Genomic DNA, 13,807 nt, shown 5'->3' on the forward strand with positions numbered 1-13,807 from the left:
GCACTTAATTTTTAAGGTATGATGATGACGCGACTTTCAAGCTACTTATTGATAGCTATGATGCTGCTCACTTTTGTGGGTCAGTCAGTTGCGTCTGTTGCTATGGTATGTGATATGCCACATGCCAGCATGCAAATGGATCATCATGCTAATATGAATGCTGACAGCGACATGAGTGATATGGATTGTTGCCATGAAGACGTAATGGATAACAGCGATTGTGCGTGTCCGTTCAATGCCTGTACAGCTCACTCACTCCTGCCGTTAAATGATTTAGTTGTTAAATCAATTAAGCAATCAGAAAAAGTCACCATGTTAGGCGCCAGCCAGCTTAGTTTTCACGTCAGTTCTTTATATCGTCCACCTATTACTGCTTAAGCAGGATAGGTCTGTCTAAAATTCAGTAAAACGCTGAAATACACCTCATTCTGCACCCAAAATCTATTGTTTTTTAACCATTTTTAAGATTTTTGGAGCATGTGATGATTCACAGCAAATTGATTAAGTCGCTTTCTCTAGGCGCAGTATTGATAACCTCAAGTTTAGTGAAAGCAGAGCCGTTAGCACTCAATCAGGTGATTGATTATGCATTGACTCACGAGCCTTGGTTACAGGCAAATAAATACCAGCAACAGGCGATAGAAGCGCAAAGCATTGCGGCAGGTACCTTGCCAGATCCTGTGTTAACCGTTGGACTCATGAACTTACCAACCGATGGCTTTGCCTTTGACCAAGAGGGTATGACGCAATTCAAAGTGGGCTTGTCACAACAATTTAGCCGAGGTGATAGTCTTGCCTTACAGCAACAAGCTTTAAAACAATCGGCTGAGCAATACCCTTGGCTTAGAGCAGACCGCCAAGCACAGGTTAAAGCTATTGTTAGCGAAGCATGGCTAAATGCCTATCGCGCACAAAAAAGCATTCAACTGATCAACCAAGATAAAGCCTTATTTAATCAACTTATTGATATTACAGAAGCAAGCTATGCCAATACACTTGGTGCGACTCGCCAGCAGGATATTATTCGCGCCCAGCTAGAGCTGACTCGGCTTGAAGATAAGCTGGTGATGTTAGAGCAACAGTTTGATAGTGCCAAAAAGCGACTAGCACAATGGCTACCTATTGAAATGCTAAACGGTGCAGTGAGCGATGAAAACACCAAGGTGACCGCAGTCATGGCTTATCAAGAGCTTGCACCATCGGGGGTGACTGAAGTGTTGATGAGTCACCCGGCAATTATTGCTATTGATCATGCAATGCGTGCTAAAAACACTCAAGTGCAAGTGGCTAAAGAGGCGTATAAGCCGCAATTTGGTATGAACCTAGGCTATGGCTATCGTGATGATACCCCGATGGGTGACTCTCGCGCTGACTTATTCTCTATTGGGGTGAGTATTGATTTACCGCTGTTTACTGATAACCGTCAAGATCAACAAGTTAATGCCGCAATAGCTAATGCCGAGGCGGTAAAAACCAACAAGCTTATTACCCTGCAAAAACTGCAAGGTCAGTATTTTAAAGAGCTTAGCCAACTAAGCCGACTTGCTCAGCGCAAAGCACTGTATCAACAGCAGCTATTACCGCAAATGGCAGAGCAAGCCGAAGCGACATTAAATGCTTACACCAATGATGATGGTGACTTTTCAGAAGTGATGCGCGCACGCATCAGCGAACTTAACGCAAAAATTGATGCGTTGAATATCGAAATTGATAAACAAATTACCCTCGCTCGCCTTAACTATTACGCAGCAGCAAAAGATAACCAAATAAATGCAGCACAAAGCCAAGGAGCTAGCAATGAATAACACAGTGAAATTAGTTATCGCCTTGGCGGTAGGTGCGGCATTGGCAACAGCTGTAAATAAACTAGCTGAGCCAGATCATGGAGCTATGCCAAGCGCTGAGAAAAAGCCGCTATATTGGGTGGCGCCTATGGACAGCAATTACCGCCGTGATGAACCGGGGTTATCACCAATGGGTATGGAATTAGTCCCTGTCTATGAGGAGCAAAGTAGCGCTGAAGACAGCCCGGGAACTGTGAGAGTTTCACCAGCGGTCGTTAATAATTTAGGGGTAAGAACAGCGCCTGTAAGGTTTAAATCATTACAAACGACGGTTGATACGGTTGGCTATGTGCAATACGACCAAGACCAACTCGTGCATATTCACCCTCGTGTCGAAGGTTGGATAGAAACCTTATATGTAAAAGCTGCAGGTGACCAAGTTAAGCAAGGCGAGCCACTTTATACCTTGTATTCTCCACAGCTAGTGAATGCGCAAGAAGAGCTACTGCTTGCACTAAAACGTAACAATGCGGTGCTTATACGTGCGGCAAAAGCACGCTTAGCCTCACTGAATGTTTCTGACGATTTTATTGTGCGATTAGAGCAAAGCCAAAAGGTCAGACAGAACATTACCTTTTATGCCAAGCAAAGTGGCGTATTGGATGAGCTAAATATCCGCGAAGGCTTCTTTGTGAAGCCAGGCACAACCATGATGAGTATTGCTCACCTAGAAGAGGTTTGGGTTGAGGCTGAAGTTTTTGAGCGTCAAGCCGGGCTTATTCATAAAGGCTTGCCAGTGACGATGAGCTTAGACTACTTACCGGGCAAACGCTGGCAAGGCAAGGTCGATTATATTTATCCAACCCTTGATGAGAAAAACCGTACCCTGCGCGTGCGTTTACGCTTTGCTAACCAAGATGGCTTATTAAAACCGAATATGTTTGCTGAAGTGAGCATTACTACTAAGCCAACTGAGCCGCAATTAGTGATAGCCAAAGAAGCGGTGATCCGCACAGGTAGCCAAGACCGTGTCGTGATTGATTTAGGTGAAGGGCGCTTTAAGTCAGTCGCAGTGACGCTAGGCCGTAGTGATAATCATGATGTCGAAATTTTATCAGGCTTACTGAAAGACGATAACGTTGTGGTTTCAGCGCAGTTCTTAATAGATTCAGAATCAAGTAAGAGTTCTGACTTTATGCGTATGCAAGAACCGGATAGTGACAGCGCAATGGTGAATGGCGTGATCAACAGCATTGATCGCGAAGCCCGTACTGCCGTGATTAGTCGCGAAGCCATCCCTAAGTGGGGGCGCGGGGCTGCAACTATGGAGTTTCACTTTTCGCCGCGCATCGATATGTCTAGTTTACAAAGCGATGATGAAGTGCATTTTACCTTTAAATTGGTGGAAGGTGAGTTTGTGATTTTTGACATCATGACCATGAGCCACCCTATGCAAGGAGAAATGCAATGATAGCTGCCGTGATCCGTTGGTCAGTCGGTAATCGCTTCTTTGTATTACTGCTGTCTTTAATGTTGGCAGGTTTTGGGATGTTTTCTTTAAAGAGTACCCCAGTTGATGCCTTGCCTGACTTATCTGATATACAGGTTATTGTAAAAACATCTTACCCAGGACAAGCGCCACAAGTGGTGCAAGACCAAGTAACGTTTCCTATCACTACAGCCATGTTGTCGGTGCCGGGTGCTGAAACGGTAAGGGGCTTTTCGTTTTTTGGTGACTCTTATGTATACGTTATTTTTAATGAAGACACCGACCTTTACTGGGCCCGTAGTCGAGTACAAGAATATTTGAGTCAAGTAAGTGCTCGCTTACCGGATTCAGCGAGGCCTGAACTTGGCCCTGATGCAACAGGGGTAGGCTGGATTTACTTGTATGCGCTGGTGGATAAAACTGGTAAGCACGATATTAGCCAGCTACGAAGCCTGCAAGATTGGTTTTTAAAGTTTGAGCTGCAAACGGTGCCGGGCGTATCAGAAGTAGCGTCTGTTGGCGGTATGGTTAAGCAGTATCAGGTGAATGTCGACCCCGATAAATTGCGTGCTTATGGTATTCCGCTAAGTTTAATTCAAACAGCGATTAAGCAAGGTAACCAAGAGCGTGGTGCTTCAGTGGTCGAAATGGCAGAAGCTGAATACATGGTATCGAGCACAGGTTATATTAAGAGTGTGGCAGATTTAGAAGCCATTCCGCTGGGTACTAATGCCAATGGCACGCCACTGCAATTACGTGATGTGGCTGATATAAAACTTGGGCCGCAAATGCGCCGTGGTATTGCCGAACTAAACGGCGAGGGTGAAGTAACAGGTGGTGTAGTTGTGATGCGCTTTGGAGAAAACGCCGAAGCGACCATCAAACTAGTAAAAGAAAAACTCGAGTCGCTCAAAAAAGGCCTGCCAGAGGGGGTTGAAATCATCCCTGTGTACGACCGCTCAAACCTTATTACCCAAGCGCTTGATAACTTAAGCTCAAAGTTAATTGAAGAATTAATCGTGGTGGCCTTAGTGTGTGTAGTGTTTTTATTCCATATACGCTCATCGATCGTAGCCATTATCACGTTGCCAATGGGTATTTTAACGGCTTTTGTGGTGATGTATTGGCAAGGTATAAACGCCAATATCATGTCGCTTGGCGGGATAGCGATTGCTATTGGTGCAATGACCGATGGTGCTATCGTGATGATAGAAAATATGCACAAGCATATGGAGAAAACCCCACTGACCGACGAGAATCGCTGGCAAGTGGTGATGGACTCAGCCGCAGAAGTCGGGCCTGCGTTATTCTTTAGTTTATTGATTATCACCGTCAGCTTTATGCCCGTGTTTATTCTTGAAGCACAAGAAGGGCGCATGTTCTCGCCACTGGCTTATACAAAAACGTATGCGATGGCAGCTTCGGCGGGTTTAGCGATTACACTGGTGCCGGTATTAATGGGCTACTTTATTCGCGGTAGGGTTATTTCTGAGCAGAAAAACCCTGTAAACCGTTTATTGGTGGCAGCCTATAAACCTTTATTAAGTGCGGTATTAAAAGCGCCGAAAACGACATTAGTACTGGCCTTGGTGTTGGCTGCTATCGGCTTTTATCCGGTTAATAAAATTGGCAGTGAGTTTATTCCTCCTCTCGATGAGGGCGACTTAATGTATATGCCAACGACTTACCCAGGTATTTCAATTGGTAAGGCCCGTGAAATCTTACAACAGACCGATAAGTTAATTGCCAGTGTGCCAGAGGTCGAGTCGGTGTTTGGTAAGGTAGGTCGCGCAGACACTGCCACAGATCCTGCGCCGCTTACCATGATCGAAACCTTTATTCAGTTAAAGCCAAAGTCACAGTGGCGCGAGGGCATGACAACCGAGAAACTGAAAAAAGAGCTCGATAATCTGGTTAAGTTCCCGGGGCTTACTAATGCGTGGGTTATGCCAATTAAAACGCGAATCGACATGCTTGCCACTGGTATTAAAACGCCTGTGGGGATCAAAGTAGCAGGGCCAAAGCTGAGTGAAATTCAAAAAATCGGTGAGCAAATTGAAGTCATCCTAAAAGATTTACCGGGCACAGCGTCGGTTTACTCAGAGCGTGTTGCCGGTGGTCGCTACATCAAAGTTGATATCAACCGTGAAAAAGCAGCACGGTACGGTTTGAACATTGCTGATGTGCAACAGGTAGTTGCCACCGCTATCGGTGGTATGAATGTGACCGAAACGGTTGAAGGGCAAGAGCGTTACCCAGTTAACTTGCGCTACCCGCAAGATTATCGCGACTCGCCAGAAGAGCTTAAGTTGTTACCGATAGTGACACCAAACGGACAGCGTATCGCATTGGCTGATGTTGCCCATGTCTTTATCGAAGATGGCCCGCCGGGTATTAAAAGTGAAAATGCACGTATTAATGGCTGGAGCTTAATCGACATTGAAGGCAGTGATATCGGCAGTTATGTTGAGCGTGCGCAACAAGCGCTGCATGAGCAACTCGAGCTACCTGCTGGTTACTCAATTACGTGGGCGGGGCAATATGAATACATGGAGCGCGCAAAAGCTAAACTCAGTTACGTGTTGCCACTTACCTTGGCAATTATTGTGGTGCTGTTATACCTCAATTTTAGAAGCTTTATTGAGGTGGCAATGATCATGCTAACCTTACCGCTTGCAATGATAGGCGGTATTTGGCTGATGTACCTTGAAGGCTTTAACTTCTCGGTTGCAGTTGGGGTTGGTTTTATTGCCTTAGCTGGAGTTGCTGTGGAAATTGGCGTGATCATGCTGGTTTATCTCAACCAAGCTTATCAAGATGCTAAAGCGCAATCAGCACAGTTCACGGTTACAGAGCTGCGCCAAGCAATCATCAATGGTGCAGGCCTTCGGGTTAGACCAGTGATGATGACAGTTGCCACTATTATCATAGGGTTACTGCCAGTGCTTTATGGCACTGGAACGGGTAGTGAAGTGATGAGCCGAATAGCAGCGCCTATGGTCGGCGGGATGCTCAGTGCCATAGTTTTAACGCTACTTGTGTTACCTGCGCTTTATTTTATATGGCGTAAACGCGACCTATAAATCTTACAGCCAGTGTGTAACTTGTACGCTTTTACTGGCTGCAAGTTACACATTTTATTTTTAAGTTGTTGATATTTATTGTTTTTGTTGCTGGTGTGATTTATGCAAAGTCATATTAAATTGATTTTAATAAGGAATGCACATGCAAGTTAAAACAATACAACAAGTTTATGATTGGACAGTGTTATTTCATACTCAAATGGCAGCCAATTTCCACAGTGTTAAAGACTTACTGGACGAGCATAATCAAATGCTGGTGGATTATTACCTGCAATATGAGAAGAAACTAGCAGAAGATCTCGTTGGCTTTAAAGCCATTACAGAAATAAACACGCTTGATACCTATTGCTATGAGTATTTTGCTGAAAACCCAGAGCTAATTACTTTTAACGATATCAGCACAGATCAGCAAATTGATGAAAAGGCGATTCAGGTTTACTTAACCACGCAACACCAAAAAGTCATCGACTTATACGAGTACTTGGTATCGCGAGCTGATACAGAGCAAAGCAAAGAAAAGCTCGAACGTTTACTTGAGCTTGAACATCAAGGCCTTAAGCAAATGATGCAAAGCTCAAACCGTCATATGGATATGTAATCGATTAATCGATTAATCTATTAATCAGCTTAATGAGAATCGAGTAAGAAGCCGACTTTTTTAAGGTATTTTTGCTCTTGCTGTAAGTCAGCTAAAAGCAAGGTATGTTCTTTAAGCCACTTATTGTGAAACTTTAAGAACATACTATTTTGCTTGGCTGTTACCTCAAGTTTAAAACCTTGATCGGTAATACGCTTTTGATTTAGCAGTACTGCTAAGCGCAAAATCACAATAAGTTGCAATATTTCATAATGCTGCATGGTATGCAGTGTAGGAAACTCTTCTAAGCGGATCTTTTTCCGATAAAAACGTATCATGCAACTAAGCAAGGTTTGTTGTTGCTGCGTAAAGCCAGGTAATTGGCTATTCGCCACGATATACGCGCTGTGCTTATGTATCCCTGATGAATTAACCCCTAAGCCAATTTCATGCAGCTGCGCAGCCCAATCCAATAAATTTATGTGATCTGAGTCGGTCAGATGCCATGTCTCTCTTACTTGTTCAAACAGCCACTTTGCAGTTGTCGAGACACGATTAGCATGCTCTTTATCTATGGCGTTACGTTCAGATAAATTCTCTATGGTATTTGTGCGAATATCCTTATGGGCGAGCTTTTGCTGCATTTCATGAAGCAGGCCTTCACGCAGTGAAAAGTCGCTGTACTGCATCGCTTCGATTTTAAACAGCCTAAATACCGCGATTAAAATGGCTAAACCACCACAAATACTCACTTGCCGCTCAGGCGTAAGACCTTCAATTTGCAGCGCTTGTATTTGTTTAGCTGCAATAAACTGGGTTTTTAGTTCTAATAGCCGCTCTAAAGTAATTAGCTCTTGCTCTGCATCATTGGCATTGATCATGGCAAGGATAGATTTAATTGTGCCTGATGTTCCCACCACAGATTGCCAGCCAGCCGATAAGTAATTGGCAAAAATTACTTCGAGTTCTTGTTCTGCGCGAACTTCTGCTTTAGCGAAGCGCTTAGCAGTGATTTGTCCATCTGCAAAATACTGCTTGGTATAGCTAACACAGCCCATGTTGCGACTAGCAAGTAACTTGTGCTTAAAGTGTTTACCAATGATGAGTTCAGTACTGCCGCCACCGATATCAATAACTAAGCGGTTTTCATCGTGATGAATATAATGGGCAACACCTTGGTAAATTAAACGTGCTTCTTCTTGCCCTGATATAACTTCAATCGGGTAAGGAAACACCTTACTTGCTTGCGTTAAGAACGAATGAATATTTTTCGCGCGGCGTAATGTGTAAGTTGCCGCCACTTTGACATTCTCAAGGGGAAAGTCCTGTAAGGTAGTAGCAAACTGCTTAAGAATCGCCAGCGCGCGCTCTATAGCTTCTTGGCTTAAGTGATTTTTATCATCTAAACCATCAGCTAAATAAACGCGCTGCTTTTCTTTGTGTAAGATTTGCAAAGAGCCATCGACCTCTCTTGCCACCACTAAATGAAAACTGTTTGAGCCTAAATCAACGGCAGCAATTGAGGGATAATCATTCATTATTATAGTTACTTTCCCATTTCTTAAGGTGGTCATAAATGGCAATTTGCGAGCGAATTTTTTTACGATTGCCACGGCGCACATAGCTGTTTTTTTGTTCGCTATCGATTATGCGCGCTTTTGATCTATCTTTAAACTGTAGCTCAAGAATATCAATAATAAGCTGTTTTAATTTTTCATCATAAATCGGTGTGGCGACTTCAACACGGTGATCAAGATTTCGAGTCATCCAATCCGCTGATGAAATATACACTTTTTCTTCGCCATTATTATGAAACACCATCACCCGAGGGTGCTCTAAAAAGCGGTCAACAATACTAATAATACGAATGTTATCGTTCACGGCAGAGGGCACTAATGAACACATGCCACGCACAATAATGCGAATTTTTACGCCGCGTCTTGCGGCAAAGTAGAGGTGATCAACCAGCTCTTTATCAACAAGGTTGTTTATTTTTAGCGTAATTTTGCCAGCCTTACCATGCTCTACATTGGTTATTTCAGCATCAATTAGCGACATAATAGTTTGTCGTGCGTTGACTGGTGATAGCATCAAGTGATCAAACTGAAATGGTTTATAGCTACTTTCGATGAATCTAAAAACGCTATCGCACTCTTCGCTAATACCTTCATGTCTGGTAAATAAACTAAAGTCAGTATAAATTTTGGCAGTTTTCTCATGGAAATTACCCGTGCCTATATGGGCGTACTTCACGATGTTGTTCTTTTCTTTACGATGAATAACGCATAACTTGCTGTGCACTTTCAATGCAGGAATACCAAAGATTACTTTAACACCGGCATTACTCAGAGTTTTTGCCCATTCAATATTGTTTTGTTCATCAAAGCGCGCTTTCAGCTCAACCATTACGGTGACATGTTTGCCATTTTTTGCTGCATTAATAAGTGTAGAGATAAGACGAGATTGACTCGCAACGCGATAAATATTGACCTTAATTTGGGTAACATCAGGGTCAAAAGCGGCTTGGCGTACAAACTCAAGTAAATGGTTAAAGGTGTGATAAGGGTAATACAGTAAAATATCTTGCTCTGAAATGGCATCAAACACACTTGAGTGATTGTTAAAAGCCGTGCTTTGTAATGCAGGCAGTGGTTTGTTTTCTAAATACTGACGACCAACATTCGGAAACGCAATAAAATCGCGGAAATTACGGTAACGACCGCCGGGGATCAACGCATCATGTTGACTAATATTAAGGCGCTTTTTCATCACTTTAAGCATTTCAGCTGGCATGCTCTCGTCATAAACAAGGCGTACAGGCTCAGCAGAAATACGTTGTTTTAGGCCTTTTGACATTTTATCAAGCAAGCCTTCTTCTAGCTCATCATCCAAATTGTATTCGGCATCACGGGTGAGTTTGATGGCGTAACATTGAATATCATCAAAACTAAAAAAGCTGCTAAACACATCGCGAATAAAGTAGGCGATGATGTCATCTAGCATCACGATGGTTTTGTGACGGCGTGTTTTCTCTGGTGGCAAAATAACAAAGCGAGATACGCGGTCAGTAGGCACTTCCATCATGGCATAATGACTTTTTTGATTGGTCATCTCGACGAACAAATAAGTCATGGTGTCGTTGATCTGATCTGAGTAGTCTTTCTTTTCAGAGAGTAAAATCGGCAATATGTGTTGTAGCACATTGTCGTGGAAGAATTTTTTCAGCCAACTCAAATGAAATTCAGACAACTCTTCTGGTTGTTCAACATGAATATTATGCTCGTTTAAGTCATTTAAAATATCTTTATGAATTTGGTTAAACTTTTTACCAAGCTGGAGCACTTTACTTTGGATCTGATGAAGTAATATTTCGTCTTCTTCAAAGTTCGCATCAGGAATTTTATTAAGTAATATGCGGCGTTTTACATCGGCAACACGAACACGGAAAAACTCATCCATGTTGTTTGAGTAAATACCTAAAAAGCGCATGCGCTCAATAATCGGGTTCGATTTGTCTTTGGCTTCTTGCAGCACGCGTTCATTAAAAGACAGCCAACTTAGCTCTTTGGCAAAGTAATTAACGGCTTGAGAAGAAGAATGTGATGCGTTCATCTGGTTTTCCAACGTTTATAGCTAGTTAGAATATAGAGGATGCAGATGACGTTTATATGACGTATTTATCACTTTTATGACATACATGTCAGTTTTGTGACATGTATGTCATTAATTTTAAAGCTTAGTTTAAGTTTAAATATCCCTATAAACTTGCTTGTTATGCGTCCTCAATATCAACAATTAGGTCTGTGGTAATAGACTCAAGTGCGTTGATCACTTCGTCTTTGTTCATGCCTATTGGCAAAGCAACGGTCGCAACAGCACTAAAAATTGGCACGCCCCAGTTAGGTGCACTTTGTTGTTTTGAATTTAGGTGAGTGATATTCGCCCCTTTGTGACGTATAACGCTGGCTAGCTCTTGTACAATGCCTGGTCTGTCGTTACCAGTAATCACGAAGTTAATTTCCTCAGATGGAACATCAGGCAAGGTATCAGTTCCACGTTCAATTCGAACTTCAAGATAAGGTAAGCTGTGAAGAGCATCTTGTAATTCTTGCAAATGCTCTTCAGGTACTGCGGCTTCGATAATTCCGGCAAAATGACCTGCAAGGTGGCTCAAATTACTTGTCAGCCAGTTACCATGATGGTTTAAAATTGTGGCAGAAATATCTTCAACTAGGCCGGGTTTGTCTGGCCCTAAAATAGTAATTACTAACTGCTTCATACTTAAATCTCTATAAAAAAGCCTCAGAAAAATGCAATAAAAGGGAGGAGGCGTTGGTTAAAAATGATTCTTATTGTTGAAAAAAATAAGTCTCATTGAGTATTGATGCTGTTTTAATGTTTGTCCAATTTTTTCACTGTAGTTATAAAAAATTAGTTATAACAATTTGTTAGCTTGATTGTGGTACTGTAATAAAAGTGCTCCACAATGACTTATTTTGGTCATTTTTTAACTTTAAAATACGTCCCTGAAATACTCGCTTTATTACACTGAATTATGACGTTTGTAACATTACTGTCATCTTGGTGAAATATAATTCGCGCAACGTTAAGTTTTAAGGGTGTTTTGATGACTTCCAATCCGAATAAACCTACCTTTCATACGGATAGAAGCCGTCTATTTAAAGACAGGTTTGCCAAGTGGGGTATTTCCGCGGGTGGCGTAATGGTGCTTGTAGCACTGCTACTCATATTCTTTTACCTTCTTTATGTTGTTCAACCTATTTTTGAATCAGCAAAAGTAGAAACACGTAATAGTGTAAAGCTACAAAATGCGTCAGAAGTTGTTGGCCTTGGCATTGAAGAGCAAACAGAAGTTGCCTTTTTACTCGGTGAAAAAGGTAATGTGGACTTTTACAATGTTGAAAAAGAGCAATTTGGTAAAAAGATCACCACTCTTAATACAGAATTACCAAGCGATGTAAGCAGCTTTGCAAGCTCTGCACCGTTTCAGGGGCAATACGCATACGGCCTAGAGAATGGCTCTGTTGTTGTGGTTGCGCCAAAATTCTTAGTGACATTCCCGAACAACCAACGCCAATTAACACCGCGTTTAGATTACCCGTTGGGTGATATGGCGCTTGAGGTTGACGATCAAGGTGCGGCAATCACTAAATTTGCATTTAGCCACTACGAAGATAAAACAGCTGTTGTTGCTTTAACCGCTGACAAGCGCGTTTTATTTAGCAGCTTTGTGGGTGAAGAAAACATGTTCACCGGCGAAGTAGAGTGGGTTGTTGAGCGTACTGAGCTTGATATCGAAGGCCGTGTTGATGAGCTATTAATTTCACCTGATACAACACGTACATTCGTGCGTTCAGCAAATCAAATTTACGTTTACGATACGCGTTACCCTTCTGAAGTTGAGCAAATCCAACTGCTTGCAGCGAACGAAGAAAACGCGAACCTAGTTTCAACTCAGCTATTAGCGGGTGCCAACTCACTGATGCTTGCTAACGATAATGGCGAAGTATCACAGTGGTTTGAAGTAAACACTGAAGATGGCCGTGAGTTCCAAAAGATTCGTGCATTTGAAACCAGCAAGCAATCGAAGCTAAATATTTTTACTGAGTTCTATCGTCGTACCTTCTTCACAGCGGGTGCTAACGGTGAGCTTGGTATTTATTACACAACCAGTGATGCAAAACTATGGCAAGGTAAAGTAAGCGAAGGTCCAATTCAAAACTTTGCTATTTCACCACGTTCAAATGCGGCACTGATTCTTGCTGATGACGCGTTAAAAGTGATTGAAATCCATAACGAGCACCCAGAAGTAACCTGGTCTGCATTATGGCAAGAAGTGTGGTACGAAGGCTATCCAGAGCCGGGTTATATCTGGCAGTCAACGTCTGCGAGTGATGACTTTGAATCTAAGTTCTCGTTAGTGCCAATTTCATTCGGTACGATTAAAGCTGCAATGTACGCAATGTTATTTGCGGTACCCATTGCGCTTTCAGCGGCAATTTACACGGCGTACTTTATGTCGAGTGAATTACGTAAAGTGGTTAAGCCGACTGTAGAAATTATGGAAGCATTACCAACGGTAATCTTAGGTTTCTTAGCAGGTCTTTGGTTAGCACCATTAATTGAAGAACATTTACCAGCGATTGTCGGATTATTGGTGTTGCTGCCAATTGGTATCTTATTAACTGCATTCGGCTGGAACAAACTACCGGCGTCAATTCGTCACCGTATTCCTGAAGGTTCGCATTCAATTTTACTTATCCCAGTGGTTATCTTTATTGGCTGGTTATCGTTTGCGATGAGTAACTCAATTGAGCTTTGGATGTTTGACGGTAATGTGCGTCAGTACCTAACCAATGAATTAGGTATGACATTCGACCAACGTAACTCACTAGTTGTTGGTATTGCGATGGGCTTTGCTGTTATCCCAACTATCTTCTCAATTGCGGAAGATGCGGTATTCAGTGTTCCTAAGCACTTATCAAACGGTTCATTAGCACTTGGTGCAACGCAATGGCAAACATTGGTTCGCGTAGTACTACTAACAGCAAGCCCGGGTATCTTCTCAGCAGTAATGATGGGCCTAGGTCGTGCGGTAGGTGAAACAATGATTGTACTAATGGCAACAGGTAATACACCTATTATGGACTGGAGTATCTTCCAGGGTATGAGAACACTTGCAGCGAATATCGCGGTAGAAATGCCAGAGTCTGAGGTAGGTAGCTCGCATTATCGCATCCTATTCTTAGCAGCATTTGTATTATTCATATTCACATTCGTTTTCAACACAGTGGCTGAATTTGTTCGTCAGCAACTGCGTGAAAAATATAGTTCAATGTAGGTGGAGAGACAC

9 protein-coding genes are annotated in these 13,807 nt (G+C 42.5%); 6 read left to right on the top strand and 3 right to left on the bottom strand.

The window, feature by feature from the left end:
- Nucleotides 1-24: 24 nt before the first annotated feature.
- The 5 genes from ISP07_RS11335 (at nt 25) to ISP07_RS11355 (ending at nt 6,954) form a co-directional block, all read left to right on the top strand.
- Nucleotides 25-378, top strand: a complete 354-nt coding sequence (locus ISP07_RS11335; RefSeq protein ID WP_054552465.1) for a hypothetical protein — start codon at nt 25-27, stop codon at nt 376-378.
- Between the two features lie 104 nt (nt 379-482).
- Complete coding sequence (locus ISP07_RS11340; protein WP_209327667.1) at nt 483-1,805, top strand: TolC family protein; 1,323 nt, start codon at nt 483-485, stop codon at nt 1,803-1,805.
- Nucleotides 1,798-3,255, top strand: a complete 1,458-nt coding sequence (locus ISP07_RS11345) for an efflux RND transporter periplasmic adaptor subunit (protein ID WP_209327668.1) — start codon at nt 1,798-1,800, stop codon at nt 3,253-3,255. The genes ISP07_RS11340 and ISP07_RS11345 overlap by 8 nt, the downstream gene beginning before the upstream one ends.
- Nucleotides 3,252-6,356, top strand: a complete 3,105-nt coding sequence (locus ISP07_RS11350; protein ID WP_209327669.1) for an efflux RND transporter permease subunit — start codon at nt 3,252-3,254, stop codon at nt 6,354-6,356. Before ISP07_RS11345 ends, ISP07_RS11350 begins: the two co-directional genes overlap by 4 nt.
- 142 nt (nt 6,357-6,498) lie before the next feature.
- On the top strand, nt 6,499-6,954 hold the full coding sequence (locus ISP07_RS11355; protein WP_054563522.1) for a hypothetical protein: 456 nt from the start codon (nt 6,499-6,501) through the stop codon (nt 6,952-6,954).
- A 29-nt stretch (nt 6,955-6,983) separates the two neighbouring features.
- On the opposite strand, the gene ppx is transcribed toward ISP07_RS11355, so the two are convergent.
- The 3 genes from ppx to ISP07_RS11370 all read right to left on the bottom strand — a co-directional run bounded on the left by ppx (nt 6,984) and on the right by ISP07_RS11370 (nt 11,212).
- Entirely contained in the window at nt 6,984-8,471 is a 1,488-nt protein-coding gene (ppx, locus tag ISP07_RS11360) for an exopolyphosphatase (protein ID WP_209327670.1), read from the bottom strand.
- Nucleotides 8,464-10,545 carry a polyphosphate kinase 1 gene (gene ppk1 / locus ISP07_RS11365; protein WP_194442160.1) on the bottom strand — a complete coding sequence of 694 codons (2,082 nt, stop codon included), beginning with the start codon at nt 10,543-10,545 and terminating at the stop codon, nt 8,464-8,466. The genes ppx and ppk1 overlap by 8 nt, the downstream gene beginning before the upstream one ends.
- Nucleotides 10,546-10,705: 160 nt before the next feature.
- A complete protein-coding gene (locus ISP07_RS11370; RefSeq protein ID WP_054552472.1) occupies nt 10,706-11,212 on the bottom strand; it encodes a glycine cleavage system protein R in 507 nt (168 codons plus the stop codon).
- A gap of 348 nt (nt 11,213-11,560) precedes the next feature.
- On the opposite strand from ISP07_RS11370, the gene ISP07_RS11375 reads away from it, so the two are divergent.
- Entirely contained in the window at nt 11,561-13,795 is a 2,235-nt protein-coding gene (locus ISP07_RS11375; protein WP_209327671.1) for an ABC transporter permease subunit, read from the top strand.
- Nucleotides 13,796-13,807 lie beyond the last annotated feature (12 nt).

This window comes from Pseudoalteromonas sp. PA2MD11 (assembly GCF_017808125.1).
Lineage (GTDB): Bacteria > Pseudomonadota > Gammaproteobacteria > Enterobacterales > Alteromonadaceae > Pseudoalteromonas > Pseudoalteromonas simplex.

Excerpts from the sequence above, each read along its gene's own strand:
- ISP07_RS11335 (WP_054552465.1), top strand. The coding sequence starts at position 25 with ATGACGCGACTTTCAAGCTACTTATTGATAGCTATGATGCTGCTCACT.
- ISP07_RS11340 (WP_209327667.1), top strand. The coding sequence starts at position 483 with ATGATTCACAGCAAATTGATTAAGTCGCTTTCTCTAGGCGCAGTATTG.
- ISP07_RS11345 (WP_209327668.1), top strand. The coding sequence starts at position 1,798 with ATGAATAACACAGTGAAATTAGTTATCGCCTTGGCGGTAGGTGCGGCA.
- ISP07_RS11350 (WP_209327669.1), top strand. The coding sequence starts at position 3,252 with ATGATAGCTGCCGTGATCCGTTGGTCAGTCGGTAATCGCTTCTTTGTA.
- ISP07_RS11355 (WP_054563522.1), top strand. The coding sequence starts at position 6,499 with ATGCAAGTTAAAACAATACAACAAGTTTATGATTGGACAGTGTTATTT.
- ppx (WP_209327670.1), bottom strand. The coding sequence starts at position 8,471 with ATGAATGATTATCCCTCAATTGCTGCCGTTGATTTAGGCTCAAACAGT.
- ppk1 (WP_194442160.1), bottom strand. The coding sequence starts at position 10,545 with ATGAACGCATCACATTCTTCTTCTCAAGCCGTTAATTACTTTGCCAAA.
- ISP07_RS11370 (WP_054552472.1), bottom strand. The coding sequence starts at position 11,212 with ATGAAGCAGTTAGTAATTACTATTTTAGGGCCAGACAAACCCGGCCTA.
- ISP07_RS11375 (WP_209327671.1), top strand. The coding sequence starts at position 11,561 with ATGACTTCCAATCCGAATAAACCTACCTTTCATACGGATAGAAGCCGT.